This is a genomic window from Xanthomonas sp. JAI131, from assembly GCF_013410075.1.
Taxonomy (GTDB): domain Bacteria; phylum Pseudomonadota; class Gammaproteobacteria; order Xanthomonadales; family Xanthomonadaceae; genus Xanthomonas_A; species Xanthomonas_A bonasiae.
This window is the reverse complement of sequence record NZ_JACCCN010000001.1, coordinates 1,337,708-1,364,413: the sequence shown is the minus strand read 5'-3', so window position 1 is coordinate 1,364,413 and position 26,706 is coordinate 1,337,708. Positions and strand designations below refer to the sequence as shown.

The 26,706-nt window shown below is 68.8% G+C and carries 24 protein-coding genes; 10 read left to right on the top strand and 14 right to left on the bottom strand.

Features of this window, described 5'->3' with window-relative positions; all coding sequences use genetic code 11:
- Positions 1–5: 5 nt before the first annotated feature.
- The 5 genes from lpdA to HDC36_RS05600 all read right to left on the bottom strand — a co-directional run bounded on the left by lpdA (position 6) and on the right by HDC36_RS05600 (position 7,982).
- On the bottom strand, positions 6–1,448 hold the full coding sequence (gene lpdA, locus HDC36_RS05620; protein ID WP_179565131.1) for a dihydrolipoyl dehydrogenase: 1,443 nt from the start codon (positions 1,446–1,448) through the stop codon (positions 6–8).
- 112 nt (positions 1,449–1,560) lie between these two features.
- Positions 1,561–2,775 carry a dihydrolipoyllysine-residue succinyltransferase gene (gene sucB, locus HDC36_RS05615; RefSeq protein ID WP_179565129.1) on the bottom strand — a complete coding sequence of 405 codons (1,215 nt, stop codon included), beginning with the start codon at positions 2,773–2,775 and terminating at the stop codon, positions 1,561–1,563.
- A gap of 42 nt (positions 2,776–2,817) precedes the next feature.
- Entirely contained in the window at positions 2,818–5,643 is a 2,826-nt protein-coding gene (locus tag HDC36_RS05610) for a 2-oxoglutarate dehydrogenase E1 component (protein WP_179565127.1), read from the bottom strand.
- A gap of 181 nt (positions 5,644–5,824) precedes the next feature.
- Positions 5,825–6,733 carry a GNAT family N-acetyltransferase gene (locus tag HDC36_RS05605; protein ID WP_179565125.1) on the bottom strand — a complete coding sequence of 303 codons (909 nt, stop codon included), beginning with the start codon at positions 6,731–6,733 and terminating at the stop codon, positions 5,825–5,827.
- Positions 6,734–6,743: 10 nt separating this feature from the next.
- Positions 6,744–7,982: a cupin domain-containing protein gene (locus HDC36_RS05600; protein WP_179565123.1), complete on the bottom strand. Its 1,239-nt coding sequence runs from the start codon at positions 7,980–7,982 to the stop codon at positions 6,744–6,746.
- A 237-nt stretch (positions 7,983–8,219) separates the two neighbouring features.
- On the opposite strand from HDC36_RS05600, the gene HDC36_RS05595 reads away from it, so the two are divergent.
- Positions 8,220–9,401 carry an OmpA family protein gene (locus HDC36_RS05595; RefSeq protein WP_179565121.1) on the top strand — a complete coding sequence of 394 codons (1,182 nt, stop codon included), beginning with the start codon at positions 8,220–8,222 and terminating at the stop codon, positions 9,399–9,401.
- Between the two features lie 37 nt (positions 9,402–9,438).
- On the opposite strand, the gene HDC36_RS05590 is transcribed toward HDC36_RS05595, so the two are convergent.
- Entirely contained in the window at positions 9,439–10,077 is a 639-nt protein-coding gene (locus tag HDC36_RS05590; protein ID WP_179565119.1) for a DUF3060 domain-containing protein, read from the bottom strand.
- Between the two features lie 70 nt (positions 10,078–10,147).
- Entirely contained in the window at positions 10,148–11,515 is a 1,368-nt protein-coding gene (purB, locus tag HDC36_RS05585) for an adenylosuccinate lyase (RefSeq protein ID WP_179565117.1), read from the bottom strand.
- A gap of 225 nt (positions 11,516–11,740) precedes the next feature.
- Here purB and HDC36_RS05580 point away from each other — a divergent pair, with 225 nt between their 5' ends.
- On the top strand, positions 11,741–12,730 hold the full coding sequence (locus tag HDC36_RS05580) for a YiiG family protein (RefSeq protein WP_179565116.1): 990 nt from the start codon (positions 11,741–11,743) through the stop codon (positions 12,728–12,730).
- Positions 12,731–13,194: 464 nt separating this feature from the next.
- Complete coding sequence (locus tag HDC36_RS05575; protein ID WP_179565115.1) at positions 13,195–14,607, top strand: class II fumarate hydratase; 1,413 nt, start codon at positions 13,195–13,197, stop codon at positions 14,605–14,607.
- Between the two features lie 460 nt (positions 14,608–15,067).
- On the opposite strand, the gene HDC36_RS05570 is transcribed toward HDC36_RS05575, so the two are convergent.
- Genes HDC36_RS05570 through HDC36_RS05540 form a run of 7 tightly spaced genes read right to left on the bottom strand, consistent with a single transcriptional unit; the run spans position 15,068 to position 19,502 of the window.
- Positions 15,068–15,508: a hypothetical protein gene (locus HDC36_RS05570; protein WP_179565114.1), complete on the bottom strand. Its 441-nt coding sequence runs from the start codon at positions 15,506–15,508 to the stop codon at positions 15,068–15,070.
- 53 nt (positions 15,509–15,561) lie between these two features.
- Complete coding sequence (locus HDC36_RS05565; protein ID WP_179565113.1) at positions 15,562–16,122, bottom strand: DUF2884 family protein; 561 nt, start codon at positions 16,120–16,122, stop codon at positions 15,562–15,564.
- Positions 16,123–16,162: 40 nt separating this feature from the next.
- Complete coding sequence (locus tag HDC36_RS05560; protein WP_179565656.1) at positions 16,163–16,990, bottom strand: DUF2807 domain-containing protein; 828 nt, start codon at positions 16,988–16,990, stop codon at positions 16,163–16,165.
- 55 nt (positions 16,991–17,045) lie between these two features.
- On the bottom strand, positions 17,046–18,026 hold the full coding sequence (locus HDC36_RS05555; protein WP_179565112.1) for an ABC transporter permease: 981 nt from the start codon (positions 18,024–18,026) through the stop codon (positions 17,046–17,048).
- Positions 18,023–18,904 carry an ABC transporter ATP-binding protein gene (locus tag HDC36_RS05550; protein ID WP_179565111.1) on the bottom strand — a complete coding sequence of 294 codons (882 nt, stop codon included), beginning with the start codon at positions 18,902–18,904 and terminating at the stop codon, positions 18,023–18,025. Before HDC36_RS05550 ends, HDC36_RS05555 begins: the two co-directional genes overlap by 4 nt.
- Positions 18,901–19,263: a GntR family transcriptional regulator gene (locus tag HDC36_RS05545; RefSeq protein ID WP_046980357.1), complete on the bottom strand. Its 363-nt coding sequence runs from the start codon at positions 19,261–19,263 to the stop codon at positions 18,901–18,903. Before HDC36_RS05545 ends, HDC36_RS05550 begins: the two co-directional genes overlap by 4 nt.
- 2 nt (positions 19,264–19,265) lie before the next feature.
- Positions 19,266–19,502, bottom strand: a complete 237-nt coding sequence (locus HDC36_RS05540) for a hypothetical protein (RefSeq protein ID WP_009603375.1) — start codon at positions 19,500–19,502, stop codon at positions 19,266–19,268.
- 130 nt (positions 19,503–19,632) lie between these two features.
- Between HDC36_RS05540 and HDC36_RS05535 the strand changes: the two genes are divergently transcribed.
- The 7 genes from HDC36_RS05535 (at position 19,633) to HDC36_RS05505 (ending at position 26,644) form a co-directional block, all read left to right on the top strand.
- On the top strand, positions 19,633–20,199 hold the full coding sequence (locus HDC36_RS05535; RefSeq protein ID WP_225209655.1) for a glutathione peroxidase: 567 nt from the start codon (positions 19,633–19,635) through the stop codon (positions 20,197–20,199).
- 87 nt (positions 20,200–20,286) lie between these two features.
- A complete protein-coding gene (locus HDC36_RS05530) occupies positions 20,287–21,234 on the top strand; it encodes an FKBP-type peptidyl-prolyl cis-trans isomerase (protein WP_179565110.1) in 948 nt (315 codons plus the stop codon).
- A 15-nt stretch (positions 21,235–21,249) separates the two neighbouring features.
- Complete coding sequence (locus tag HDC36_RS05525) at positions 21,250–22,593, top strand: UDP-glucose/GDP-mannose dehydrogenase family protein (protein ID WP_179565108.1); 1,344 nt, start codon at positions 21,250–21,252, stop codon at positions 22,591–22,593.
- Positions 22,583–22,819, top strand: coding sequence for a SlyX family protein (locus HDC36_RS05520; RefSeq protein WP_003481221.1), 237 nt, complete (start codon positions 22,583–22,585; stop codon positions 22,817–22,819). The genes HDC36_RS05525 and HDC36_RS05520 overlap by 11 nt, the downstream gene beginning before the upstream one ends.
- A gap of 21 nt (positions 22,820–22,840) precedes the next feature.
- Positions 22,841–23,617 (top strand): DUF2058 family protein, encoded by a 777-nt coding sequence (locus tag HDC36_RS05515; protein ID WP_179565106.1) that lies wholly within the window; start codon positions 22,841–22,843, stop codon positions 23,615–23,617.
- A gap of 17 nt (positions 23,618–23,634) precedes the next feature.
- Positions 23,635–25,782: an acyltransferase family protein gene (locus HDC36_RS05510; protein WP_179565104.1), complete on the top strand. Its 2,148-nt coding sequence runs from the start codon at positions 23,635–23,637 to the stop codon at positions 25,780–25,782.
- 31 nt (positions 25,783–25,813) lie between these two features.
- Positions 25,814–26,644, top strand: a complete 831-nt coding sequence (locus HDC36_RS05505; RefSeq protein ID WP_255432592.1) for a transporter — start codon at positions 25,814–25,816, stop codon at positions 26,642–26,644.
- Positions 26,645–26,706: the final 62 nt, after the last annotated feature.

Here is a 26,706-nt window from a genome sequence, read left to right as displayed (position 1 = left end):
CGGCTTTAATTGGCCTTGTGGATGGCCCGCTTGCTCACCGCCATCGCGGCGTCGTGGATCGCTTCGGACAGGGTCGGGTGGGCGTGGCAGATGCGCGCCAGGTCGTCGGCCGAGCCGTTGAACTCCATCGCCAGCACGCCTTCGTGGACCAGTTCGGAGACGCCGACGCCGACCAGGTGCAGGCCGAGCACGCGGTCGGTCTCGGCATGCGCGATGACCTTGACGAAGCCGGCCGGCTCGCCCATCGCCACCGCGCGGCCGATCGCCGCGAACGGGAAGCTGCCGGTCTTGTACGGCACGTCCTCGGCCTTGAGCTGCTGCTCGGTCTTGCCGACCCAGGCGATTTCCGGCTCGGTGTAGATGACCCACGGAATCGTGTCGAAGTTGACGTGGCCGGGCAGGCCGGCGATCAGTTCGGCGACCGCGATGCCTTCCTCGAAGCCCTTGTGCGCCAGCATCGGCCCGCGCACGCAGTCGCCGATCGCCCACACGCCGTCGACGCCGGTGTGGCAATGCGCATCCACCTCGATCTGGCCGCGCTCGTTGACCTTGACCCCGGTGCCTTCGGCCAGCAGGCCCTTGGTCGCGGCGCGACGGCCCACGGCCACCAGCAGCTTGTCCACGGTCAGGCTCTTCTCGCCTTCGCCATCGGTATAGGTGACGACGCCTTCCTGCTTCTTGCCCTTGCCGGTGACCTCGGTCTTGGAGACCTTGGCGCCCAGCTTGATGTCCAGGCCCTGCTTCTTGAATTCCTTCAGCGCGGTCTTGGCCACTTCGGCATCGGCCAGGGCCAGGAAGTCCGGCAGCGCCTCGAGAATGGTGACCTCGGCGCCCAGGCGCTTCCACACGCTGCCCAGTTCCAGGCCGATCACGCCGGCGCCGATCACCGCCAGGCGCTTGGGCACTTCGCTGAAGTCGAGCGCGCCGACGTTGTCGACGATGGTGGCGCCGTCGAACTTGGCGAACGGCAGTTCGATCGAATCCGAACCGGCGGCGAGGATCACGTTGGTGCCCTTGAGCTCGACGACGCTGCCGTCGTGCTGCTTGACCTTGACCACGTTGCCCGCCTGCAGCTCGCCGAAGCCGTAATACGGAGTGATCTTGTTCGCCTTGAACAGCATCGCGATGCCGCCGGTGAACTGTTTGACGATCTTGTCCTTGCGCCCGACCATCGCCTCGACGTCGATCTTGGCGTCCTTGAAGCTGATGCCGTGCTCGCCGAACAGATGGCCCATGTTCCAGAACTGGCGCGAGGAATCCAGCAGCGCCTTGGACGGGATGCAGCCCACGCGCAGGCAGGTGCCGCCGAGGGCGGGCTTGCCGTCCTTGCCCAGCGCCGCGTCGATGCAGGCGACCTTCATGCCCAGCTGTGCGGCGCGGATTGCAGCGTGATAACCGGCCGGACCGGCACCGATGACGACGACGTCGAATTGTTCTTGTTCGCTCATTCTTCGCTCACGAGATTAGGGATTGGGGATTGGGGATTCGTAAGAAGCAGGATGCTCGGGATCGGGACGCTTTCGCTAATCCCGAATCCCGAATCACCAATCCCGGCTTTCATCACAGACCGAACAGCATCCGGCCCGGGTTTTCCAGCTGGTTCTTGATGTCGACCAGGAACTGCACCGAGTCCTTGCCGTCGATGATGCGGTGGTCGTAGGACAGCGCCAGGAACATCATCGGCGCGATCACGACCTGGCCGTTCTCGGCGATCGGACGCTCCTTGATCGCGTGCATGCCCAGGATCGCGCTCTGCGGCGGGTTGATGATCGGGGTCGACAGCAGCGAGCCGAAGGTGCCGCCGTTGGTCACGGTGAAGGTGCCGCCCTGCAGTTCTTCCAGGCTCAGCTTGCCGTCGCGCGCCTTCTTGGCGTAGTCGGCGATGCCCTTCTCGATCTCGGCGAACGACTGCCGCTCGACGTTGCGCAGCACCGGCGTGACCAGGCCCTTCTCGGTCGAGACCGCGATCGAGATGTCGCTGTAGCCGTGATAGATGATGTCCTCGCCGTCGATCGAGGCGTTGACCAGCGGGAAGCGCTGCAGCGCGTTGGCGGCCGCCTTGACGAAGAAGCTCATGAAGCCGAGCTTGATGCCGTGGGCCTTCTGGAACTCGTCCTGCAGCTCCTTGCGCGCGGCCGAGACCTTGGCCAGGTTGACTTCGTTGAAGGTGGTCAGCATCGCGGTCGAGTTCTTCGACTGCATCAGGCGCTCGGCGATGCGCTTGCGCACGCGGGTCATCGCCACGCGCTCTTCCGGACGCGCGCCGGCAGCCTTGCCGGCGCCGCCGTTCTTGGCGTAGTTGAGGATGTCTTCCTTGGTCACAGCGCCGCGGCGGCCGGTGCCGTCGACCTGGGCCGGATCCACGCCCTCGGTGATCGCCGAGAAACGTGCGCCCGGGGGCAGGCTGGAGACGTCGCCGGCGGCCTTGGCCGATTCGACCTTGGCGGCCTTCGGCGCTTCGGCAGCGGCGGCCTTCGGCGCCTCCGCCTTCGGTGCGTCGGCGACCTTGGCCTCGGCCGGAGCCGCGGCGGCGGTCGCGCCTTCCTCGATGATCGCCAGGATCTGCGAGCTGGTCACGGTGGCGCCGGCCTCGAACTTGATCTCCTTCAGTACGCCGTCGACCGGGGAGGGCACTTCCAATACGACCTTGTCGGTCTCCAGGTCCACCAGGTTCTCGTCGCGCTTGACCGCGTCGCCGGCTTTCTTGTGCCAGCTGGCGATGGTGGCATCGGATACGGATTCGGGCAGTACCGGAACTTTGACTTCGGTGGCCATTGCAGAGGGCGTCCTAGTGGGTCTTTTGAAGGGGAAGGAGGTTTATTCAGCGACTTGGTCGTTGAACGGATTCAATAGCGCGTCGGCGACCAGCTTCAGCTGCTCTTCCAGATGCTCGGCGAAATGGCCGGCAGCGGGAGACGGCGAGCGCGGGCGGCCGGCGTAGTGCAGGCTTTGCCCGTCGGCCAGGCAGGCCTGCAGGTGGTGCTTGATCTGGTACCAGGCGCCCTGGTTCTGCGGTTCTTCCTGGCACCAGACCAGGTCGGTGGCGTTGCCGTAGCGCTTCAGCTCCGCGGCCAGCAGCTCGCGCGGGAACGGGTACAGCTGCTCCACGCGCAGGAGGGCGACGTCGTCCTGGCCACGCTTGGTCTGATCCTCGAGCAGGTCGTAGTAGACCTTGCCCGAGCAGGCCACGACGCGCTTGACCTGCTTCGGATCGGCCTTCGCATCCGGGATCAGGTGCTGGAACTCGCCGTCGGCCAGTTCCTCTAGCGTCGACACCGCCAGCTTGTGGCGCAGCAGCGACTTGGGCGTCATCACCACCAGCGGCTTGCGCGTGGTCATGCGCATCTGCCGGCGGATCATGTGGAAGCACTGCGCCGGGGTGGTCGGCACGCAGACCAGCATGTTCTCCAGCGCGCACAGCTGCAGGAAGCGCTCCAGGCGCGCGGAACTGTGCTCCGGGCCTTGCCCTTCGTAGCCGTGCGGCAGGAACAGCGACAGGCCGCTGATGCGGCCCCACTTGGCTTCGCCGGCGGCGATGAACTGGTCGATCACCACCTGCGCGCCGTTGGCGAAATCGCCGAACTGCGCTTCCCAGATGCACAGCGCATTGGGGTCGGTGGTCGAGTAGCCGTACTCGAAGCCCATCACCGCTTCCTCGCTGAGCAGCGAGTCGATCACGGTGGCGTCTTCCGGGTTCTCGACCAGCTGGCGCAGCGGCAGGTAGTAGCTGTCGGTCTTCTGGTCGTGCAGGATCGCGTGACGGTGGAAGAACGTGCCGCGGCCGGCGTCCTGGCCGACCAGGCGCAGCTTGTGGCCCTCGCCGAGCAGGGTGGCGTAGGCCAGGTTCTCGGCGAAGCCCCAGTCGCCCGGCAGGTCGCCGGCGGCCATCTTCACGCGGTCGTCGTAGATCTTGGCCACGCGCGGATGCAGCTCCACGCCGGCCGGGATCGTGGTGATGATCTTGGCCAGCTGGTCCAGGGTCTTGCGCTTGACCGTGGTGTCGACCTTGTCGGCGAGCTTGCCGGACAGGTAGTTGCTCCAGTCGATGGCGAACTCGTCCGGCTTGCGGGTCGCCAGCTCGGTGGTGTATTCGCCCGAATCGAGCTTGTTGCGGTAGCTGTCGACCAGCGCCTGCGCCTCGCCCGACTGGATCACGCCCTCGCTTTCCAGCTGCGCGGCATACAGTTCGCGGGTGGTCTTGTGCTTGCGGATGGTCTGGTACATCACCGGCTGCGTCGCCGCCGGCTCGTCTGCCTCGTTGTGGCCCCAGCGGCGGTAGCAGACCAGGTCGATGACCACGTCCTTCTTGAACTGCTGGCGGAAGTCGTAGGCCAGGTTGGCCACGAACGCCACCGCGTCCGGATCGTCGCCGTTCACATGGAACACCGGCGCGCCGATCATCTTCGCCACGTCGGTGCAGTACAGCGTGGAGCGGGCGTCGTCGCGGGCGCTGGTGGTGAAGCCGATCTGGTTGTTGATGACGATGTGCACGGTGCCGCCGACCGCGAAGCCGCGCGCCTGCGACATCTGGAACAGCTCCATCACCACGCCCTGGCCGGCGAACGCGGCATCGCCGTGGATCACCACCGGCAGTACCGTCTTGCGCGCGGCGTCGCCGTAGCGCTCCTGGCGCGAACGCACGCTGCCGACCACGACCGGGTCGACGATTTCCAGGTGCGAGGGATTGAACGCCAGCGCCAGGTGTACCGAATTGCCGTCGGCCACCGCCACGTCGGCGGAGAAGCCCATGTGGTACTTGACGTCGCCGGTGTGGGCGCGGTCGTCGTGGGCGTGCTCGAACTTGCCTTCGAACTCGTCGAACAGCTTGCGCGGGTTCTTGCCCAGGGTGTTGACCAGCACGTTGAGGCGGCCGCGGTGGGCCATGCCGACCACGATGTCCTTGACCGCATCGGCGCCGGCGCGGCGCACCACCACGTCCATCATCGGGATCAGCGCATCGCCGCCTTCCAGCGAGAAGCGCTTCTGGCCGACGTACTTGGTGTGCAGGTAGCGCTCCAGGCCTTCGGCGGCGGTGATCCGCTCCAGCGTGCGGCGGCGGCTGTCGGCGTCGCCGGCGATGTTGCCGCCGGCGTTCTCCAGCCGCTGGTAGATCCACTGGCGCTGCTCGAATTCGGGGATGTGCATGAATTCGCTGCCGATCGACCCGGTGTAGGTCGCCTTCAGCCGCGCCAGCAGGTCGCGCAGCTTCATCCGCGGCTGGCCGCCGAGGCCGCCGGTGCTGAACTCGCTGCCCAGGTCGCTTTCCGACAGGCTGTGGAACGGCAGGCCCAGGTCCGGCGGATTGATCGGCGGGGTCAGCCCCAGCGGATCGAGCCGGGCGCCGAGGTGGCCGCGCGAGCGGTAGGCGGTGATCAGCCGGCCGACATGGCGTTCGCGCTCGTCGCCGCCGGGGCTGGTGCCGCTGTTGGCGGCCTGGCGCGCTGCGCTGGCGATGTGCGCGATGACCGCCGAGTGGGGAACGTCACCGGCGTCGCGGCCCTGGAAGCCGTCGAAGTAGGTCTTCCACTTGGGGTCGATGCTGTCGGGAGAGACCAGGTACTGCTCGTACAGGTCTTCGATATAGGCGGCATTGCCGCCGGCGAGTTGCGATGACTGCGCAAACTGCTTTAGGAGATTGTCCACGATGGTGGGGTCGGGTCGCTTTGTGGGTTGGCTTGCGGTTGGAACCGGCGGACGCGTGGCCTGCGCGGGCGTAATCAAGCGAAAAAATTATACCCCCATGCGCAAGCCGGGGTGTGCATTTCGGATACACAGGGGCTACGCAGGGTTCATGCATTGCGTCATCGGCGGCGGCGGCGCGGCGCTACCAGCCCAGCGCGCGCAGCTCGGTGCAGTCGCGCGAGCGCTCCCAGACCCGCGCGAACGCCTCGCGCAACTGGCGCGCGCGGCCGCCGCCGAGCAGGTCGGTCTCGCCGTCGTAACGGTGACCCAGCGCACGGAAGTAGTAGCCGCCGCCGTCGTTGACCAGGTACGCGGCGGCATAGCCCTGGTCGACCGGATCGACCACTTCGCGGAAGCGGAACACGCTGGGCAGGCGTTGCGCCAGGGCCAGCAACGGCGCGGCGGCGCGCTGCGGGGCGGCCGCATCGTGCAGCAGCACGCGCACCTGCTTGTCGTGCGCGGCCACCGCGAAGCGGCGCAGTTGCGCGAGCAGCGGCGCGCTGTCCAGCAGGCCCGGATCCAGTGCGCGGCTGTAGATCAGCACCTGGCGCCGCGCCTGCGCGACCACCGCGGCGCTGGCCGCGATCGCCGCGGCCGCATCCTCCACTGCGGCCGCGCCGCCGAGCAGCCGTTGCATCGGCTGCCGTGCGCCGCCGGCGCCGGCGCCGGCGCCGCGCGCGCCGGCCGGCAGGAAGCCGTGCCGGGCGTAGAAATCGAGCGTGGCCGGCGGCGCCTGCAGCTCCAGGCGCGGCCAGCGTCGGCGCTGCGCTTCCTCGATCAACGCGGCCAGCAGCGCGCTGCCGACGCCGCGACCGCGCCAGGCCGGCAGCACCGCCACGCAGCCGATGCGCTGCTCGGGGCCAAGCCGTGCGCTGCCGAGCGGCTGGCCGTCGTCGGCGCGGGCCAGCACGTGGTGGCTCAGCGCATCCAGGGCCTGCTCGGCCGCATCCGCAGGCGTCGGCAGGCCGGCCTGCGCGCGCAGCGCGCGCAGTTCCCCGGCCTGGCGGGCCGGGTCGAGCGTTTCGATGCGGAAGCCTGGGGCGGCGGGCATGGCGGGCGGCTCAGTCCTGCGCGTCGGCAACCTCGTCGTCGTGCTCGCTCTCGTCCAGCGGCTGGTAGAAGCCGGCTTCGACCAGCTGCAACAAGGTTTCGCGGCCGGCGGCGGACAGCGCCGCGTAGTCGCCGCCGTCGAGGTGCTCGGCCGCGGCCAGGCGCCGCGCGTCCTTGATCGGCAGGGCGAATTCCAGGCCGCTGCAGAACAGGGTGGCGCCGCGCGTGGCCCGGCGCCAGGCCGGCCGCGCCCACGGGTGGCGCTGCAGGACCAGGCCCTGGTCCAGCGCCGCGGCCACTTCCTGCGGCGCCGGCGGGTTGGCCGGCGGCAGGATCTCGCCGGCGGCGCGATAGGTGGTGATGAAGCGGCCGAACCAGGCGCCGAGGCGGTCGGGATCGTTCATGCGCAACGCGTTCAGCGCCTCGACCACGCGGCCCATCGCCGCCGCATCGATCTCGTACGGATCGGCCGGCACCTGCAGATCCTCGTCGTGGTAGCGCAGCGCCTCGTCGGCGCCGTCGATCAGGGTGTCCAGGTAGTCGCCGATCAGTTCGGCCGAGGACGGCGCGCGGGTGCCCACCGAGAAGGTCAGGCAGGCGTCTTCGGCGACGCCGTGGTGCGGCACCAGCGGCGGCAGGTACAGCATGTCGCCGGGGCCGAGCACCCAGTCGTGGGTGGGGCTGAAGCTGCGCAGCAGCTTCAGCTCGACGTCCTCGCGGAAGTCGGTCGGCGGCGCCGCGCGGCCCATCGACGCGCTGGCGTCGATCTGCCAGCGGCGGTGGCCGTGCGCCTGCAGCAGGAACACGTCGTAGTGGTCCACGTGCGCGCCGACCGAGCCGCCGGGGGCGGCGAAGCTGACCATCACGTCGTCCACGCGCCAGCGCGGCAGGAAACGGAACTGCTCGAGCAGGGCGCGGATGTCCGGGTCCCATTTGTCCACGTCCTGCACCAGCAGGGTCCAGTCGTGGTCGGGCATCCCCGGGAATTCGCTTTCCTGGAACGGCCCGCTGCGCACGCTCCAGCGGTCGTTTGCGCGGTCGTGCACGATCAGCCGCGACAGCGCGGCCTCTTCGCAGGCCAGGCCGGCCAGATCGCCCGGCTCGATCGGCGAGACGAAGCCGGGGAAGGCGTTGCGGATCAGCAGCGGCCGCTTGTGCCAGTAGTCGCGCAGGAAGCGCGCGGCGGGCATGCCCAGCGGCAGTTGCCGGGTGGCGTCGATTTCGATCGGGAACGAGGCGGGTTTCTTCATGGGCAGGCGGTCCGGCAGGGGCGAGGCCGACGTGGAGGCCGGCGATGGCCGCCATTGTCGCCCAGCCCGCCGCACGCTGCGTTGTCCGTGCGCATGGCGGCGGCTGCGGTGGCGTGCTTGCGGGCGCGGCGGGCGCCGTGCCCATGCCGTCGCGGTTAGCCCGCCGGTGCGGCGCCGGTTTGACAAGCGGCCTGCGCGCAAGCTGAAGTGCGCGCCTCAGCACCAGGAGGGAAGGGAATGCGTTCACTGCCGATCTTGCTGTCGTCGTTGTTGCTGGCAGGGTGTGGGACCGCGGACACGCCGGGTACGCCGTCCGCGCCGGCAGCTGCCGCGGCCAAGGCCTCCGCCCCGCCCGACACCACGGCCGCCGCTGCGGCGGACATGCCGGAGTTTCCGGCCATTCCGCTGATCGTGGTCCCGGAAATCCTCGGGGTGACGCCTGCGCAGCGTGCGCTGGAAGCGTCGATGAAGGGCGCGCTGGATCCGATCCAGGGCGTCAGCATCGCGCCGGCGCGCTGCGGCACCGATGGCGTGCTGGTCAACGATGCCGGCATCACCGGCGTCGATGCGCAGGGCAATCTGCTGCGCAACGGCGCGGACGGCCTGTTCAAGATCAACGCCGACGGCAGCGGCACGGCCAACTTCGAGGGCGGCCTGGTCCAGGTCAACGCCGACGGCAGCGGCACCATCAACGGCACGGTCGGCGACGGCGAGGACGCGATCGTGCGGGTGCAGGCGGATGGATCGGGCAGCTACAACGGCCCGGCCGGCCTGATCACGCTGGACGGCAGGGGCGCAGGCACCTGGAACGGCGGCAGCGGCCTGATCCAGAACAATGGCGACGGCAGCGGCACCTGGAACGGCCCTGAAGGCCTGGTGACCATCCATGCCGACGGTTCCGGCACCTGGAACGGCGAGCGCGAAATGATCCGCAACAACGGCGACGGTACCGGCATGATCGGCACGCCCGGGCGCAAGGTGGCGATGGCGCCGCTGCCCAAGGTGCCGCCGGCCGGGCGCTTCCCGCCGTTGCGCAAGTTCGCGCCGCCCGGCGCGCCATGCGGCTATCTGATCACCTTGAACGACCGGGTCCTGTTCGACTTCGACAAGTCGCAGATCCGCGCCGATGCCGCAACGGTGCTCGACACGCTGGCGACCGCGCTCGGCACCGTGCAGGCGCGCGACCTGGAAGTGGGCGGGCATACCGACAGCAAAGGCGGCGACGACTACAACCAGGCCTTGTCCGAACGCCGTGCCGCGGCGGTGCTCGAGGCGCTGCGGGCGCGCGGGCTGGCGCTGACGGCATCCGCCAAGGGCTACGGCGAATCGCGCCCGGTGGCGCCGAACCAGTTGCAAGGCCAGGACAATCCCGCCGGACGGCAGTTGAACCGGCGCGTGGAGATCTTCGTCAGGACCTGAGCGCGGTGCACGGCCCGGCCGCGTGGCGTCGGCACGCTCAGTTGCCGGCGATCTGGTTGTCGCGGCCGTAGTCCTGGACCTGCGCCTTGCCGGTTTGCTGGGTGAGCCGGTTCTTGCTGCCGTGCAGGGTCGCCGACCCGATGGCGACCGCGCGCAGCTGGTTATCGTCGCCCGGCACCGCCAACTCCTCGATGCGGCCCATCTGCAGGTTGCCGTGGCGGCCGAACAGCTCGACGCTCTTGGCGTCGCTGCGCATGACCACCTGCGCGTTGTCGCCGACCACGCGCACGCCTTCGGCATGCTCGATCTGCAAGGTGCCGTTCGCGCCCAGCAGCGCGATCGTGCCGCACTGTCCGCGCAGCACGAGACTGGCATCGCGGCCGGTGATGTCCAGGTTGTGGCCGTCGCAGTCGATGGTGCCGCTGGTCGAGGTCACCATCAGCGTCGGACGTTCGCCGTTGGGCTGGTCGCTGGCCTGCGCGTCGCCGGTCGCTTGTGCCGACATGCTGGGGACTGCAGGCACCGGCGCGATCGGTGCCGCGGCCGTGGCGGCGGCGGCAGGCGCGGCCGCCGCAGGTGGGGTCGCAACGGCGGCCTCGGTGCCGGAGGGCGAGGGCTGCTGGGTGCAGGCCGCCAACGCCAGCAACGGCAGGCAGAGAAACAGACTCCGTGTCATCGCATATCTCCTTGTCGGGGTTCGAAGGCAGCGTCGCCGCGCCGGCGAGGGCGCGGCCGGCGCGTCTGGCTCAGATCGCGCGCGCCAGGCGCTCGGCCAGGCCGGTGTAGCCGCCCGGGGTCAGCGCGCGCAGGCGTTGCTTGGCGTCCTCGGGCAGTTCCAGGGTTTCGACGAAGGCCTGCATCGAGGCGGCGGTGATGCCCTGGCCGCGGGTCAGCGCCTTCAGCTGCTCGTACGGGTTGGGCAGGCCGTGGCGGCGCATCACCGTCTGCACGGCTTCGGCCAGCACTTCCCAGGCGGCGTCGAGATCGCCATCCAGGCGCTCGGGATTGACGGTCAGCTTGCCCAGGCCCTTGGCCAGCGAATCCAGCGCCACCTGGCTGTGGCCGAACGCGGTGCCGAGCGCGCGCAGCACGGTGGAGTCGGTGAGGTCGCGTTGCCAGCGGCTGATCGGCAGCTTGGCGCTGAAATGTTCGAACAGCGCATTGGCGATGCCGAAGTTGCCTTCGGCGTTCTCGAAGTCGATCGGGTTGACCTTGTGCGGCATGGTCGAGGAGCCGACCTCGCCTTCCTTGAGCTTCTGCTTGAAGTAGCCCAGCGAGATGTAGCCCCAGATGTCGCGGGCCAGGTCGATCAGGACGGTGTTGGCGCGGCGGGTGGCATCGCCGAGTTCGGCGACGTTGTCGTGCGGCTCGATCTGGGTGGTGTAGGGGTTGAACACCAGGCCCAGGCCTTCGACGAAGCGCTGCGCGAACCCCGGCCAGTCCACGTCCGGATAGCTGGCCACGTGCGCGTTGTAGTTGCCGACCGCGCCGTTGATCTTGCCGGTCAGCTCGACCGCGGCGATCTGCCGGCGCTGGCGTTCCAGGCGCGCGACGACGTTGGCGATCTCCTTGCCCAGCGTGGTCGGCGAGGCGGTCTGGCCGTGGGTGCGCGACAGCATCGGCTGCGCGGCCTGGGCATGGGCCAGCGCGCGCAGCGAGGCGACCACGCCGTCCAGCGTCGGCAGCAGCACCTCGCGCCGCGCCTGCTCCAGCATCAGTCCGTAGCTGAGGTTGTTGATGTCCTCGCTGGTGCAGGCGAAATGCACGAACTCCAGCGCCGGGCCGAGTTCGGCGTCGTCCTTGAGCTGCTCCTTGATGAAGTACTCCACCGCCTTGACGTCGTGGTTGGTGGTGCGTTCGATCTGCTTGACCCGCGCCGCGTGCTCGACGCCGAAACGATCGGCCAGCGCGCGCAGCCGCTGCGTGGCGGCTGCCGAGAACGCGGGCAGCTCGGCGATGCCCGGTTCGGCGCCCAGCGCCAGCAGCCATTCGATTTCCACCTTCACCCGGGCCTTGATCAGGCCGTATTCGGAGAAGATCGGCCGCAGGGCATCGACCTTGCCGGCATAGCGGCCATCGAGCGGGGACAGGGCGAGCAGGGCGGAATCCGACATGGGCAGGGGCAGGGCGGCAGCGGTGGGGCGGATATTCTACGCCGGCCGCGCACCGGCCATGCCGTGCCGGCAGCCGCAGGACATCGGCGAGCGGGCGGGCGCGTGTGGACACGGCCGCTGCGGCGGACCGAAGCCTCGTTCCGCGACGGTCCGCATGCTGGCGCAGGACAAATGCGTGTTGCTAGAATGCGCGGCTGTAATCGTTTTCAACAGGGACGTACTCCTATGCATTCCCGCTTCCGCCTGGCTGCGCTGGCCGCTGCCGTCTCCGTTTTCCTGGTCGCCTGCGGCGGCAAACCGTCGGCCACTCCCGCCGCCCCGGCCGACGGCAAGGCGCCTGCCGATCACGCCGCGAGCGATCCGGACGCGGCGCTGACCAGCAAGCTCAACGCATATATCGAGTGCTTCAACAAGGTCGATGCGGACATCCACCGCGGCGCCCAGTCCTATGTGCGCTGGATGAAGGATCCCGCCGCCGGTCCGACCGGCAAGGAAACGACCGTGTACGGGCCGGCCAAGATCGACGAGTACGACATGAAGGTCTGCGATGCGCCGATGGTGCAGGCGGCTGCCGCCAAGCCCGTGCTGCCGGCGCTGGATGCGGCCGCGAAGCGCTATGCGGCGGCGCTGAAGACACTGCAGCCGTTGAGCAACCAGGTCTTCGATTACTACGAGCGCGAAGACTACCAGGACGACGCGTTCGCCAAGGGCAAGCAACTGCATGCGCCGCTGATGGCGGCCCTGTCCGAGTTCGCCGAGGCGAGCCAGGCGTTCAGCGACGAGCTGGACGCGCAGAACGATGCCGCCCAGCGTGAGCAGCTGAAGGCGATGGAGCAGGCCGAAGGCCGCACCCGCGAGTTCTACCGGCTGTCGATGATGCTCGAGGCCAAGGAGATCGTCGCCCTGCTGCAGGAAGACGCGTTCGATACGGACAAGGCCACCAGCCTGGTCGACGGCTTCAACAAGCTGTCCGACGAGGCGCACGCCAAGGTCGCCGACCAGGAGCCGGGCAAGCTGGACTGGAACAGCTTCGAGACCGCCGCGGAGAACTTCCGCAAGGAAGGCAAGGCGCGGATCAAGCGGGTCGTGGAAAAGACCCCGTACAGCAGCATGGAGCAGGGCTGGCTGGACAACCCGACGCTGGCGCCGGAAGGCTCGCCGGGACGGCTGCTGAAGAAGTACAACGATCTGGTCTTCCAGAGCAACCGCCAGTAATCGCAGATCGCGGCGGCCGGTTGCCATGCGGCCGCCGCTGCGCCTGGATCGGGAGCGCGGCCGCGCGGCGATGTCGCGCCGGGCGCTGCCGAAGTGCCCAGGCATTGGCGCTGCCGCCGGCCGATTCCCGCGCTCGATCCGGGCGCGCCTGCACCAGGCGCGCCAGACCCATGCCTGGCCGCCACTTCATTCCCTGCGCGGGGGATGTCCACGCCGCCGATACCCGCAAGGCATGCATGCCGGCAGCGGTGTGGCGGCGGTGACGCGTTCCGTCCGCAGCGCCATGCGGCCGCGGCGCCGCGCCTCCAGGCCTTGCTAACAACTGCTGGCGCACACTGCTGACGCCGGGCGCTGCGCCGCGGATAATGCCTGCGCCAGCCGCAGCTCCGCCAGCCTGCCTTCCCGGACGTCCCTCGCGACAGCGCCGGGTGGAATTCCTCTTATGCAGATGTGGAGATTGCGCAATGAGCGACAAATTCAGGGTCGAGCACGACAGCATGGGCGAGTTGCAGGTGCCGGCCGAGGCGTTGTGGGGTGCCCAGACCCAGCGTGCGGTGCAGAATTTTCCGGTGTCCGGGCAGCCGATGCCGCGCGGCTTCATCCGCGCGCTGGGCCTGATCAAGGCCGCCGCGGCCGGGGTCAACGCCGACCTGGAGCTGCTGCCCAAGGCCGTGGCCAAGGCGGTGCAGGCGGCCGCGCTGGAGGTGGCCGACGGCAGGCACGATGCGCATTTCCCGATCGACATCTACCAGACCGGCTCGGGCACCTCGTCCAACATGAACGCCAACGAGGTCATCGCCACGCTGGCCTCGCGCGCGGCCAAGCTGGGCGCGCCGGCGGTGCATCCGAACGACCACGTCAACCTCGGCCAGAGTTCCAACGACGTGGTGCCGACCGCGATCCGCGTCTCCGCCCAGCTGGCCACGCAGGAGCAACTGCTGCCGGCGTTGAAGCACCTGCGCAAGGTCATCGACAAGCGCGCCAGGCAACTGGACAAGGTGGTCAAGACCGGGCGCACGCACCTGATGGATGCGATGCCGCTGACCTTCGGCCAGGAGTTCGGCGCGTGGTCGGCGCAGTTGGCCTCGGCGCAGGAGCGGCTGCAGGACAGTCTCAAGCGGCTGCGGCGGCTGCCGCTGGGCGGCACCGCGATCGGCACCGGGATCAACGCCGATCCGCGCTTCGGCGGCAAGGTGGCCAAGGCCCTGTCCGCGCTGACCGGCTGCAAGTTCGACAGCGCCGACAACAAGTTCGAAGGCCTGGCGGCGCAGGACGATGCGGTGGAACTGTCCGGCCAGCTCAATGCGCTGGCGGTGGCGCTGATCAAGATCGCCAACGACCTGCGCTGGATGAATGCCGGACCGCTGGCCGGCCTCGGCGAGATCGAATTGCCGGCGCTGCAGCCGGGCAGCTCGATCATGCCGGGCAAGGTCAACCCGGTCATTCCCGAGGCCACGGTGATGGTCTGTGCGCAGGTCATCGGTCACCACACCGCGATCACCGTGGCCGGGCAGACCGGCAACTTCCAGTTGAACGTGGCGCTGCCGCTGATCGCGGCCAACCTGCTGGATTCGATCAACCTGCTGGCCAACGTGTCGCGGCTGCTGGCCGATTCGGCGATCGCCGGGCTGAAGGTGCGCGAGGATCGGGTCCGCGAGACCCTGGACCGCAATCCGATCCTGGTCACCGCGCTGAATCCGATCATCGGCTACGAAAAGGCGGCGGCGATCGCCAAGCGCGCCTACAAGGAGAACCGCCCGGTGCTGGAGATCGCGCTGGAGGACAGCGGCCTGGGCGAAGCCGAACTGCGCAAGCTGCTCGACCCGACGGCGCTGACCAAGGGCGGCATCCACGCCGGCGCGGGCGGCGGCGGCTGAGGCGCGGCGCGGCGCCTCGCATGGTGCGGCGGATGCCGTGCCATGGGGGGCAGGCGTATCGCGTTTGGAGCGGATCCAGGGAGCCGACAGGCCGTCGCACGAGGCGTAACCGGAGCCGCTGGACGAGCTTCCGGCAGATCGTCCAGTCAGCCGCAACACAGTTCCGAAACGTGCACCTTCACAGATTCGCGCGTCGCGACTGAAGTCGCTCCCACAACAGCCCTATGGGCTCGCCAACCTGGATGCGCTGTGGGAGGCGCTTCGGCCTCGACGGTATCCAACGCCGGAACCTTTGCCACCGTGCTTGTCGCGGCTGAAGCCGCTCCTGCAGGGGAGCTGCGATGGAATGTCCGGGTGCACTGTAGGAGCGGCTTCAGCCGCGACAGGATCCTGCGTTGCACGTCCATCGTCACCGCCGCGGCCGGGACCGATGGCGTATGTGCGGCAGGCGCCAGCTACTTCAGCGCCGTTCCGCCTGCAGGTTGCCGAAGCTTTCCTGGTAAGGCTGCAGCGACGGAATGTCGTGCAGCACCGCGCTCTGCAGGGCGCTGATTTCCGGCGTGGTGGCAAAGCCGACCGAGCGCATGTTCGGGTCCGGCGCCGCGGTTTCCAGGGTGCGCTGGCGCTGCATCTGCAAGTGCATGAACAGCTGTTGCAGTTGGGTGCGTTGCGCCTGCGGCAGCGGCAGTTCGATGTCGTCGATGCGCAGGCTGCCGTCGGGGCCGATCGAGGCGTTGGCGGCCGGCGCGCGGCGCAGCATCACGGTCATGCTGTCCACCGACACGCGCGGCTTGCCGCGTTCGGCGCGCGAGGACGAGGCTGCGCCGTCGCGCGCGCCGCACGCCGCCAGCAGCAGGCACAGCGAGACCAGGGAAAACCAGGCGACTAGCGTCTTCTTCATCGATCGATTCGGAGCAGGAGGGTCCCGGTCATTTTAGGCCGGGACCGCCGCAATTACTTGACCGATTTGTCGCAGTCGCTGATGTCGCTGGCATCGAGGCTGGCATAGGGCCGGAATGCCGGCAGCTGCTGCGCCAGCGTGTCCTGCGCCTGGCGCAGCGTCGCCACCTGCGCGCAGATCTTCAGCGCTTCCTGCTTGAGCTTCTCGGCCTGCGCCTCGATGTTCTCGCCGACGTGGTCGGTGTTGCCGCTGATGACCCCGGCCAGCGCATCGCCGGCCGCCTTCACCCCGAGCGCGGCGCCTTGCTTGCCGACCTCCAGGCCCTGCATGCCGACCGCGCCGAGTTGCGCGCGGTAGGACACCAGTAAGGCATGCTGCTCGGCGCTGACCGCGACCTGCTTGCCGTCGATCAGCAGGTCGCCGGCACGGGTGATGGTCGCCGGCGGTTGCCCGGACACCTTCAGGGTGATGTCGCCGTTGTCGAAGCTCAGGCTGCGCGCGCTGGGCGTGTTGCTGGTGGTCCGGTCGGACTGCGGCGTCGAGGGCTGGCAGGCGGCCAGGGCCAATAGCGCGATCAGGGCGACGCCGGCTGGCGCCAGGGAACGATGCTGCATGGGTGTGTCCTCGGTCGAAGCGAGAAGGGAAGGCCGCGGATCAGCGCGGCTTGGGCACGTTGACGCTGCCGCGCACGCCGCTGTGGTGGATGTCGCCGCTGCCGACCCGCTCCACGGTGAGGTTGCCGCCGACGCCGCTGACTTCCAGGTCGCCGGAGCCGATCGACTGCAGCGCCACGCTGCCGGTCACGTCGCGCAGCTGCGCATCGCCGGAGCCGATGCTGCCGATCTGCACCGCGCCGCGCACGCCGTGCACGGTCAGGTCGCCGGAGCCGACGGTGCCGATCTTGACGTCGCCGCCGACCTGGCTCGCCTTGACGTCGCCCGAACCCAGCGTCGGCAGGCTGAGGCTGCCGATGTCGCGCAGCTCGATGTCGCCCGATCCCACCGTGGCGCTGACCGCGCCGCGCACGCCGTGCGCATGCAGGTCGCCGGAGCCGACCGTGGCGTCGAGCGAGGCCACGCCGCCGATGTCGGCATCGCCGGAGCCCAGCCGCAACTGCACCGGCAGCGAACTGGGTACGCTGCCGGCCAGGTCCAGGTAGGCATAGCGGGTGCCCGAGCTGATGCCGTGGATCTTGCCGTCGTGCTGCAGGGTCACGATCAGCGTGTCGCCTTCGCGGCGCTGGCGCACGGTCAGTTCCTTCAGCATGTCCGCATCGGAGGCGCAGGCGCGACCGCGCAGTTCGAACGCGGCGCCGCTGCTGGCGCCGGTCAGCTTGAGGTTGTTCTGCTGCGCGTCGAAGATCACATTCTTGGCGCCGGCCAGGTCCAGTTTCAGGTTGCGTGGCTCCGAATGCCGGCATTCGTCGGCCAGGGCCAGGGCCGGTACCAGCAGCAGCGCGGACAGCAGCAAGGTCTTGCGCATCATCGTGAACTCCATATGCAAAGAGGGAATCGGGAAAGAGAGAGAGCGGTGCGGATCAGGCTTCGTCGCGCCAGCGGCGCAGGTAGATCGCCGCGACGATGAAGGCCACGCCGACCGCCGCGCCGATCCAGATGTCGGCGCTCTGGAAGATGCGCCAGGCATCGCTGAGCTGGATCGCGTTGGCCAGGTCCTGCGCGCCGTCGATCTGCGCCGGCGGCGCGCTCTCGCTCAGCACCGGCAGCCAGGTGCCCGGCAGCACGCTCAGCAGGCCGCGGTAGACCACCGTGTACCAGATCGCGTTGTGGTTCACGTGCAGCATCGGCAGGATGCCCATCATGCTCGCCATCACGCAGCCCAGGACCGGGATCAGCACCGCCCACAGGAACGGCTTGGTACGCGCCCAGGCCGAGCAGAGCATCAGCCAGCCGATGGTCGGCAGCGACCACATCACGTAGATCGGCAGGTTCGACAGCACGCCGCCGATGATGCGCAGCGGATGCGAGTGGGTGAAGACGGCGCCGCTCTGTTGCACGCCGTTGACCGACAGGGTCAATGCGGTGATCACCCACAGCGCGATGCCGATCAGCAAGCCGATGCCGATCGCCACGATCGGCGCCAGCAGCAGCGCCCAGGCGGCCTTGGACAGCACCGTGTTCAAGTCCGACAGCGGCAGCGACTTCCAGAACAGCACGCTGCGGTCGCGGCGGTCGTCGTACAGCGAACCCAGCGCGTAGAAGAACACCACGAAGCCCAGCACGATGCAGGCCAGCAACACGCCGGCCAGCATGGTGCCGTCGCCCACGGCGCCGATGATCTCGTTGACCTTTTGCGGGCCGCCGTCCCAGTTGATGCTGTTGGTATCGTTGCCGCGGCCGGCCACGGTGCCGATCAGCGCGAGCACCGCGTACAGCACGGTGATCACGCTGCCGGCGATGACCGGCGCCCACAGGAAACCGCCGCGGTTTTCCCAGTATTCGCGCTTCAGCAGCCACTTGAAGGTGGTCAGGGCAGAGATGGACTTTGCGGGTGCGTTCATGCGTAGGTCCCCTTCATGATGGCGACGAACAGGTCGGCCAGGCCGGGATTGCGGGTTTCGCCAAGCGCCGCCAGCTGCGCCTGCGGCACGCCGTCGTACAGGAACACGGTCTTGCCGAACGGCAGGCCGCGCTCGTCGATCGGCTGCAGCGCGCGCGCCGCGTCGATGCGCTCGGCCGGCACCAGCAACTCGGTGTAGCGCGTGGCCATGTGCTCCATGTCGGCGCTGAGCACGATGCGGCCGTCGCGGATGAACAGCACGTCGGTGAGGATGTGCTCGATCTCTTCGACCTGGTGGGTGGTGATGACGATGGTCTTCTGTTCGTCGAAGTAGTCCTCCAGCAGGCGCTGGTAGAACTCCTTGCGGTACAGGATGTCCAGGCCCAGGGTCGGTTCGTCGAGCACCAGCAGGCGCGCGTCGATCGCCATCACCAGCGCCAGGTGCAGCTGCACGATCATGCCCTTGGACATCTCGCGCACGCGCAGCTTGGGGGTGAGCTTGGTGTTGGCCAGGAAACGCTCGCACTTGGCGCGGTCGAAGCGCGGATGCACGCCGGCGACGAAGTCGATCGCCTCGCGCACCCGCATCCAGCGCGGCAGCACCGCCACGTCGGCGATGAAGCACACGTCGTTCATCAACTCGTTGCGCTGCTTGCGCGGGTCCATGCCCAGCACGCGCAGTTCGCCCTCCACCGCGGTCAGGCCGAGCACCGCCTTCAGCGCGGTGGTCTTGCCGGCGCCGTTGGGGCCGATCAGGCCGACGATGCGGCCCGGCGCGATCGCGAAGGAGGCATCGGCCAGCGCCGGCTTGTGGTTGTAGGTCTTGCGCAGCGAGCGCGCGGAGACGACGGATTCGGATGCGGCGACAGCGGCAGTCATGGTGTTTTCCCCGGTGGCAACAAGTCTTCCAATGTCAGGCCCAGGCGCTGGATCCGTTCCAGCACCAGTGGCCACTCTTCGTTGAGAAAGCGGTCGCGTTCGCTGCCGCGCAGCTTCTTGGCCGCTTCCTCGGTCATGAACATGCCCAGCCCGCGGCGCTTCTCGACCAGGGCCTCGTCGGCCAGTTCCTGGTAGGCGCGCGAGACGGTGATCGGGTTGAGCTGGTATTCGGCGGCGACCTGGCGCACCGAGGGCAGCGCGTCGCCGGGCTTGATGATGCCGTCCAGCATCATCGCGATCACGCGATCCTTCAGCTGGCGGTAGATCGGAGCGCCATCGCTCCATTGGATATCGCTCATGGTCAGCTCCGTGGACGCAGGGTGTGCGCGAAGGAGAAATAGGGCATCGACAGCGATGCACGCATCCGCCGCACCGGCGCGGGCGCGGCGGGAGGGGCGTGGCTGTCTTCCTGCGGCTCGCTGGCGCCATAATCGGGCGACCGTCCCTGGCTGCCTTGGGCGCCGACCCAGCTCACCGAGAACAGGGCGCCGACGATGACCATGGCCGGAAGGCTGCGCTGCATGCGTTGGAGGTTCATCGTTGGCCCTGCTCTGGGTGAGTGGTGTTGTATTTAACTATAACACCGTCACACGTCATGTCAACACGGCGATCGCCCCAACTCATGGCCTAGTGCCTGCGCGTTTCTTTTTTCCTCTTACGGTGCCCTGATGAAACTATCCAAGCGTTTGTTTTTCCTCGCGATCCTGGCCGCTGCCGGCACCGTCGGCAGTGCCTGGGCGGCCTCCTTGCTGGACCTGGACTACCGTCCGCTGGCCGGCAAGGACAAGGTGAATCTGAACAAGACCTACGGCGGCAAGGTGCTGCTGGTGGTCAATACCGCCAGCAAGTGCGGCTTCACCCCGCAGTACGACGGCCTGGAGCAGTTGCAGCAGCGCTACGCCGCGCAGGGTTTCAGCGTGCTCGGTTTCCCGTCCAACGACTTCAAGGGGCAGGAGCCCGGATCGGAGAAGCAGATCCAGGAATTCTGCACGCTGACCTACGGGGTCAAGTTCCCGATGTTCGAGAAGGTGCATGTGCTCGGCGCCGAGGCGACGCCGCTGTACCAGCAGCTGACCAAGGCCACCGGCGTGGCGCCGGGCTGGAACTTCCACAAGTATCTGATCGCGCGCGACGGACGCGTGGTCGCGCAGTTCCCCAGCAAGATCGCGCCGGACGATCCGTCCTTGCGTGCGGCCATCGAACGCGAACTGAAAGCGCAGCCGGGATCACATTGAATCCGGGTCGATATCGTTGCCGCGCATGCGACAATGCGGCCTCTGCGCCATGGCGGCGCCTCTAATTCACTTCCAGGAACGTAGCGAATGAAGATGGGAATGCGCGGCGCCGTGGCGTCGCTGTTGATGGGGATGGCGGTGGTCGCGGGCGCCGCGTCCGCGCAGGCGCCGGCGGCGGCCAAGCCGGCGGCGCTGGGCAGCGAGAAGCAGAAGGTCAGCTACGCGATCGGCATGGATGTGGCGCGTTCGTTCGAGCCGATCGCCCAGGACATCGACCTGGACGCCATGCAGCGCGCGATCGAGAACGCGTTCAAGGGCGGCAAGCCGCTGCTGTCCGACGAGCAGGCGCAGGCCACCGACACCGCATTGCGCACGCAGATGGCCGCGCGCGCCGGGCAGCCGATCCCGGGCATGGCGCCGGGCAGCCAGCCGCCGCCGGTGTCCAAGCAGAACGTGGGCCTGATGCTCGGCGATCGCGCGGTCGGCCCGTCGCTGGCGCGGATCCAGAACGAGATCGATCTGGCCACCTTGATGGGCGCGGTGCGCACCGTGTTCGCCAAGGGCGACACCGCGATGACCCAGGAGCAGGCGGCCGCCACGCTGCAGGCCTACAGCGCCTCCAAGCAGGCCGCCGCGTCGACCGAGAACCGCGAGAAGGGCAATGCCTTCCTGGCCCAGAACAAGACCCAGAAGGGCGTGGTCACCACGCCGTCGGGCCTGCAGTACATGGTGCTGCGCCAGGGCAGCGGTGAACGGCCGATGCCGACCAGCAAAGTGCGGGTGAACTACGAAGGCAAGCTGCTCAATGGCGAGGTGTTCGACAGCTCGTACAAGACCGGGCAGCCGGCCGAGTTCTCGCTCAGCCAGGTGGTGCCGGGCTGGAGCGAGGGCGTGGCGTTGATGCCGGTCGGCTCCAAGTACCGTTTCTGGATTCCGTCGAACCTGGGCTACGGCCCGCAGGGCACGCCGGGCGGCCCGATCGGCCCGGATTCCATGCTCACCTTCGACGTTGAACTGTTGGGCATCCTTCAATAACCGAAAGGAGATTACATGCGCGTAGCGATATTCGGCACCGGCTATGTCGGGCTTGTCACCGGAACCTGTCTGGCCGAGGTAGGCCATCACGTGGTATGCGTGGACATCGACCAAGCCAAAGTGGATGGGCTCAACAAGGGCGTGGTCCCGATCTACGAGCCTGGCCTCTCGCCGATGGTCAAGGCCAATCACGCCGCACGGAGGCTGTTCTTCACCACCGATGCGGCCAGCGCCATCGCGCATGGAGATATCGTGTTCATCGCCGTCGGCACGCCGCCGGACGAGGACGGTAGCGCCGATCTGCAGTACGTGCTGGCGGTGGCCCGCACCATCGGCCAGCACATCCAGGGACCGACCGTGGTGGTCAACAAGTCGACGGTGCCGGTCGGGACCGCCGACAAGGTGCGCGCGGCGATCGCCGCCGAGCTGGACAAGCGCGGCGAGACGATCGAGTTCGACGTGGTGTCCAATCCGGAATTCCTGAAGGAAGGCGACGCGGTCGCCGACTGCATGCGTCCGGACCGGATCGTGATCGGCAGCAGCAAGCCGGGCACCGCCGCGCGCCTGCGCCGCCTGTACGCGCCGTTCAACCGCAATCACGACCGCATCGTGGAGATGGACGTGCGTTCGGCCGAACTGACCAAGTACGCGGCCAACGCGATGCTGGCGACCAAGATCAGTTTCATGAACGAGATCGCCAACATCGCCGAGCGGGTCGGCGCCGACGTTGAGAAGGTGCGCCAGGGCATCGGCTCGGATCCGCGCATCGGCTGGCACTTCATCTACCCGGGCGCCGGCTACGGCGGCTCGTGCTTCCCCAAGGACGTGCAGGCGCTGGCGCGCACCGCGCAGCAGTACGGCCACGAGGCCAAGCTGCTGGATGCGGTGGAAGCGGTCAACGAGGCGCAGAAGGGCCATCTGTACGAGTTGATCCAGCGCCACTACGGCGGCGCCAGCGTGGCCGGCAAGACCTTCGCGGTGTGGGGCCTGGCGTTCAAGCCCAATACCGACGACATGCGCGCCGCGTCCAGCCGCCGCCTGCTGGCGCAGCTGTGGGAGGCCGGGGCGACGGTGCGTGCCTACGATCCGGAGGCGACCGAGGAAGCCAAGCGCATCTTCGGCGAACGCGGCGACCTGAGTTTCTGCGAGGACGCCTTCGCGGCGCTGGAAGGCGCCGATGCGCTGGTCGTGGTCACCGAGTGGAAGCAGTTCCGCAGCCCGGATTTCACCCGGATGAAGGAACTGCTCGGCGATGCGGTGGTGTTCGACGGCCGCAATCTCTACGATCCGCAGGAAATCGAGACCTTCGGCCTCGCTTACTATGGCATCGGCCGCGGGCGTTCGATCAGTGAAGCATGACTTCTCCACCCAGGATCGACTGCTGGAGAACCGGTTGATCGAGCTGGAGACGCGCCTGTCCTTCCAGGAACAGGCGCTGTCCGAGGTGAGCGATGCGTTGGCCGAGGCGCGTGCCGAAAGCCAACGCAACGCCACGCTGCTGCGCCATCTGCTCGAAGACCTGGGCAAGGTGCGCAGCACGCTGTATGCCGATGCCGCCGACGAACCACCCCCTCCGCATTATTGATACCGATCCGATCCTGCCACGATGAGCGATACCCTCCGCGACCAGCTGCTGGGCCTGGGCTTCAAGCCTGTGCCGAAACCCGAACGCCCAGAGCGCAACGCCACGCCCGCGCCGCCCTCGCGAGGGCGGCCCGGCCAGCGTCCGGCGCACGGCCACAAGCCGGCCGGCGCGCGTGGCGAACGCCCGCATGCCGCCGGCAAGCCCGATGGCGCGCGTGCGCATGACGGCGCCGGCCGTCCGCGCGGCGACGGCGCCGCGCGTCCGCATGCGGCAGGCGACGGCCGCGGCCGTCCGCAGGGTGCGGGCAGGCCGCAGGGCGCGCCTGGCCAGCAGCCGGCGCGGCCGCATGCCGCACGGCCGCCGCGCACGCGCGAGGACATCGACCTGGCCAAGGCCTATGCGATCCGTGCGCAGCGCGAGAAGGACGAGCGCATCGAGGCCGAGCGGCTCAAGCAGGAACAGGCGCGGCTGCGCCGCGAGGCGCGGGCCAAGCTCGACGAACTGCTCAAGGACCAGGCGCTGAACCACGCCGAGGCCGACATCGCCCGCCATTTCCCCTATGGCGGCAAGATCAAGCGCATCTACGTCACCGCCGAGCAGCTCAAGGCGCTCAATGCCGGCGAGCTGGGTGTGCTGCAGCAGAACGGCCGCTACCTGCTGGTGACCGCGGCGCTGCTGGATCAGGCCGAGGCGATCTTCCCGGCGTCGGTGGCGCTGCGGGTCGATCCGAACGCCACGGCCGAAGAGGATCCCTACGCCGATCCGAAGTACCAGATCCCCGACGACCTGGTCTGGTAAGCGTGGCTTTCCCAGGGATGGGGCGCGCAGGGGCCGGGCGCCTGCACCCGTCATCGCCCGCGCACGCGGCGGGCGGCTATCTGCCGTATATCGACGGACTGCGCGCGCTCGCGGTGCTGGCGGTCATCGCCTACCACCTGGATCCGGCCTGGCTGCCGGGCGGGTTCACCGGCGTCGACGTGTTCTTCGTGATCTCCGGCTTCGTGGTCAGCGCCTCGCTGCAGCGCTTGCCGGCGGCCGGCAGCTGGGGCGTGTTCGCGCAGTTCTATGCGCGGCGCATGCGCCGCATCGCGCCGGCGCTGGTGGCCTGTCTGCTGGCGACCGCACTGGCCAGCGGCCTGTTCATTCCCGACTCCTGGTTGAGCGAGACCAGCGCCAAGACCGGGCGCATGGCCTTCGTCGGCCTCAGCAACTGGGTGCTGGCCGCCAGCGACAACGATTATTTCTCGCCGAAGGCCGAGTTCAATCCGTACACGCATACCTGGTCGCTGGGCGTGGAAGAGCAGTTCTACCTGCTGTTCCCGTTGCTGTTCCTGGCCTGGAACCGTGGCGGCCGCGGCCGCGCGTGGTCGACGTTGCTGGTGGCGCTGGCCTCGGCCGGTTCGCTGGCGTATGCGCTGCTGCGCAGCCGCGGTGGCGGCGAGGCCGGCGCTGCGTTCTACCTGACCACCGCGCGCTTCTGGCAACTGGGCAGCGGCGTGCTGCTGTACCAGGCGCTGGCGCTGAGCGGACGCTTCGATGCCGGCGTTGCGCCGGCACCGCGTGCGGCCTGGAACTGGCGTTCGCCGCTGCTGGCGTTGGCGCTGGGCTTGGTCGGCTACGGATTGTGGCGTGCGCGCCCCGGGTACTCGCCGTGGCCCGACGGCCTGTGGCCGGTACTGGGTACGCTGGGCCTGCTGGGATTGCTGCATGGCGCGCCCGCCGGCTGGATCAAGCGGGCGCTGTCGCAGCGCGCGGTGGTGGCGATCGGCCGCGTCTCCTATTCGCTGTACCTGTGGCATTGGCCGGTGTTCGTGCTGTTCCGCTGGACCGTGGGCCTGGAGTCGGCGCTGGCCAAAGCGGTGGCGCTGCTGCTGGTGGCGGCGCTGGCGATCGCCTCGTACCGCTGGGTGGAACTGCCATGGCGCAGCGGCCGCATCGGCAAGGCGCGCACGCCGGCGCGCACCATCGCCGCCGGGCTGGGCCTGATCCTGCTCGCCGCCGGCGTGCATGCGCTGCTGCTGGACACGCAGCGCTACTACTCGCTGAGCACGGTGAGCCGGCATCCGCTGGACTGGTACGCGTATGCCAAGGGCATGCGCAAGGAGTTCCCGCGCTGCACGCTGAAGACCGGACGGGCGGAGCTGCAGGTCGGCAGCGCCAAGCTGTTCGAGCGCGGCGATTGCGACCTGCGCGACCGCGGCCTGGAGACGCCGCGCAAGCCGACCCAGCTGTTCGTCGCCGGCGATTCGCATGCGCTGGCCTACAACGAACTGCTGCGCCGCTTCGCGCTGCAGAGCGGTGTGGCGGTGCGCCTGTACGGCGTCGGCGGGTGTCCGATCGTGGGCCTGCAGGCCTGGCAGGCGACGCACGCCGGTTGCCAGGCCTACGAGCGCAGCACCCTGGCCGATGTCACCGCGCATGCGCGCGACGGCGACGTGCTGTTCCTGCCGGCGCTGCGCCTGCTGCGCCTGGCCGAGCAGACCCAGCTGTTCGACGAGGCGGCGGTGATGGCCGAGCAGGACAGTGCGCAGGCGCAGGCGGTACGCGCTGCCGGCGAAGAGGCGGCGGTCGCGTTGCTGCAGCCGTTGGCGCAGCGCGGGGTGCGCATCGTGTTCGAGGCGCCCAAGCCATTGCTGCGCGCTCCGCCGTACCGCTGTTCGGACTGGTTCAACCGCGGCAACGCGATCTGCGCGCGCGGCACGCAGATCCAGCGCGACACGATGGAACGCTACCGCGCGCCGGTGCTGCAGAGCCTGCAGCGGATCGCCGCGCGGCTGCCGCATGCCTCGGTCTGGGATCCGTTGCCGGTGCTGTGCGAGCCGCAGCGTTGCGCCGGCATGCGCGACGGGCACCCGTTGTTCTTCGATGCCGATCACCTCAGCGGCTACGGCAATCGGCTGCTGTTGCCGGGCTTCACGGCGCACTTCAAGGCGGTGCAGGCAGAATCGGGCACGGCGCCGTGAGCGGCGGCGCTCGCTCTTGCGGAGGCAGACCATGACCACAGCCAGTTCCGTTGCGCCGTTGCGCGTGCAGGTCCGCAGCCGCGGCGCATGCGCAACGCATCGCGCCGTGGCGTTCCTGCATTGCGCGCTGGTGCTCGGCGCTCTGGGCGCCGCAAGCGTCGCCCATGCCGACGACGCGCCGGCGTTCGACCGCCCCGGCATCGGCTTCGCGTCGCAGACCCTGCCGGCCGGCGGCATCGCCTGGGAGCAGGCGCTGTCGGACGTGAGCTACGACCGCAGCGGCGGCGTGCACACCACCGAGTACGTGGCCGACAGCCGCCTGCGGATCGGCCTGAGCGCGCAGGCGGAGCTGCAATTGGCCATCGACAGCCAGGTCTGGCAGCGCGTGCGCGGCACCGGCGAGGATTTCCGCGGGCATGGCGGCGGCGATGCCAGCATCGGTTTGAAATGGGCGTTGCCGAGCACGCGCGACACGTTTTCCTGGGCCGTGCTCGGCACCGCCGCGGTGCCGGTAGGGCGCGCGCCGTACGGCGACGATGGGCATCGCTACGATCTCGGCGTCAGCGCCGGCTGGGACCTGGACGGCGGCCGTAATGTCGCGCTGTACGCCAACCTCAGCGACAGCGACGACGGCCACGGCTGGACCGTGTCGCCGAGCTATACGTTCTACGCGCGGGGCGACCTCAGCGCCTATGCCGAAGCCGGCATCGGCGGCGGCGAGGACGAGATGCGCGCGCTCGGCACCGGGCTGACCTGGTTGATCGCCCAGCGCGTGCAGCTGGACCTGTCGGTGCTGCGCGGCTTGTCCGCGCCGACGTCGGATTGGCAGGGCGGCCTCGGCGTATCGGTGCTGCTGCGCTGAGCAGCCGTAAGCCCCTCTCCCCCCGGGAGAGGGGTTGGGGTGAGGGTCCGGCGCGCAGCGAC

Coding starts and splice junctions, on each gene's coding strand:
- HDC36_RS05560 (WP_179565656.1), bottom strand. CDS start 16,990: ATGCGCAAGACCTTGCTGCTGTCCGCGCTGCTGCTGGTACCGGCCCTG.
- HDC36_RS05580 (WP_179565116.1), top strand. CDS start 11,741: ATGCATTCCCGCTTCCGCCTGGCTGCGCTGGCCGCTGCCGTCTCCGTT.
- HDC36_RS05570 (WP_179565114.1), bottom strand. CDS start 15,508: ATGAAGAAGACGCTAGTCGCCTGGTTTTCCCTGGTCTCGCTGTGCCTG.
- HDC36_RS05590 (WP_179565119.1), bottom strand. CDS start 10,077: ATGACACGGAGTCTGTTTCTCTGCCTGCCGTTGCTGGCGTTGGCGGCC.
- HDC36_RS05540 (WP_009603375.1), bottom strand. CDS start 19,502: ATGAACCTCCAACGCATGCAGCGCAGCCTTCCGGCCATGGTCATCGTC.
- HDC36_RS05530 (WP_179565110.1), top strand. CDS start 20,287: ATGAAGATGGGAATGCGCGGCGCCGTGGCGTCGCTGTTGATGGGGATG.
- HDC36_RS05595 (WP_179565121.1), top strand. CDS start 8,220: ATGCGTTCACTGCCGATCTTGCTGTCGTCGTTGTTGCTGGCAGGGTGT.
- HDC36_RS05550 (WP_179565111.1), bottom strand. CDS start 18,904: ATGACTGCCGCTGTCGCCGCATCCGAATCCGTCGTCTCCGCGCGCTCG.
- HDC36_RS05535 (WP_225209655.1), top strand. CDS start 19,633: ATGAAACTATCCAAGCGTTTGTTTTTCCTCGCGATCCTGGCCGCTGCC.
- HDC36_RS05565 (WP_179565113.1), bottom strand. CDS start 16,122: ATGCAGCATCGTTCCCTGGCGCCAGCCGGCGTCGCCCTGATCGCGCTA.
- sucB (WP_179565129.1), bottom strand. CDS start 2,775: ATGGCCACCGAAGTCAAAGTTCCGGTACTGCCCGAATCCGTATCCGAT.
- HDC36_RS05545 (WP_046980357.1), bottom strand. CDS start 19,263: ATGAGCGATATCCAATGGAGCGATGGCGCTCCGATCTACCGCCAGCTG.
- HDC36_RS05510 (WP_179565104.1), top strand. CDS start 23,635: ATGGGGCGCGCAGGGGCCGGGCGCCTGCACCCGTCATCGCCCGCGCAC.
- lpdA (WP_179565131.1), bottom strand. CDS start 1,448: ATGAGCGAACAAGAACAATTCGACGTCGTCGTCATCGGTGCCGGTCCG.
- HDC36_RS05515 (WP_179565106.1), top strand. CDS start 22,841: ATGAGCGATACCCTCCGCGACCAGCTGCTGGGCCTGGGCTTCAAGCCT.
- HDC36_RS05525 (WP_179565108.1), top strand. CDS start 21,250: ATGCGCGTAGCGATATTCGGCACCGGCTATGTCGGGCTTGTCACCGGA.
- HDC36_RS05505 (WP_255432592.1), top strand. CDS start 25,814: ATGACCACAGCCAGTTCCGTTGCGCCGTTGCGCGTGCAGGTCCGCAGC.
- HDC36_RS05575 (WP_179565115.1), top strand. CDS start 13,195: ATGAGCGACAAATTCAGGGTCGAGCACGACAGCATGGGCGAGTTGCAG.
- HDC36_RS05605 (WP_179565125.1), bottom strand. CDS start 6,733: ATGCCCGCCGCCCCAGGCTTCCGCATCGAAACGCTCGACCCGGCCCGC.
- purB (WP_179565117.1), bottom strand. CDS start 11,515: ATGTCGGATTCCGCCCTGCTCGCCCTGTCCCCGCTCGATGGCCGCTAT.
- HDC36_RS05555 (WP_179565112.1), bottom strand. CDS start 18,026: ATGAACGCACCCGCAAAGTCCATCTCTGCCCTGACCACCTTCAAGTGG.
- HDC36_RS05600 (WP_179565123.1), bottom strand. CDS start 7,982: ATGAAGAAACCCGCCTCGTTCCCGATCGAAATCGACGCCACCCGGCAA.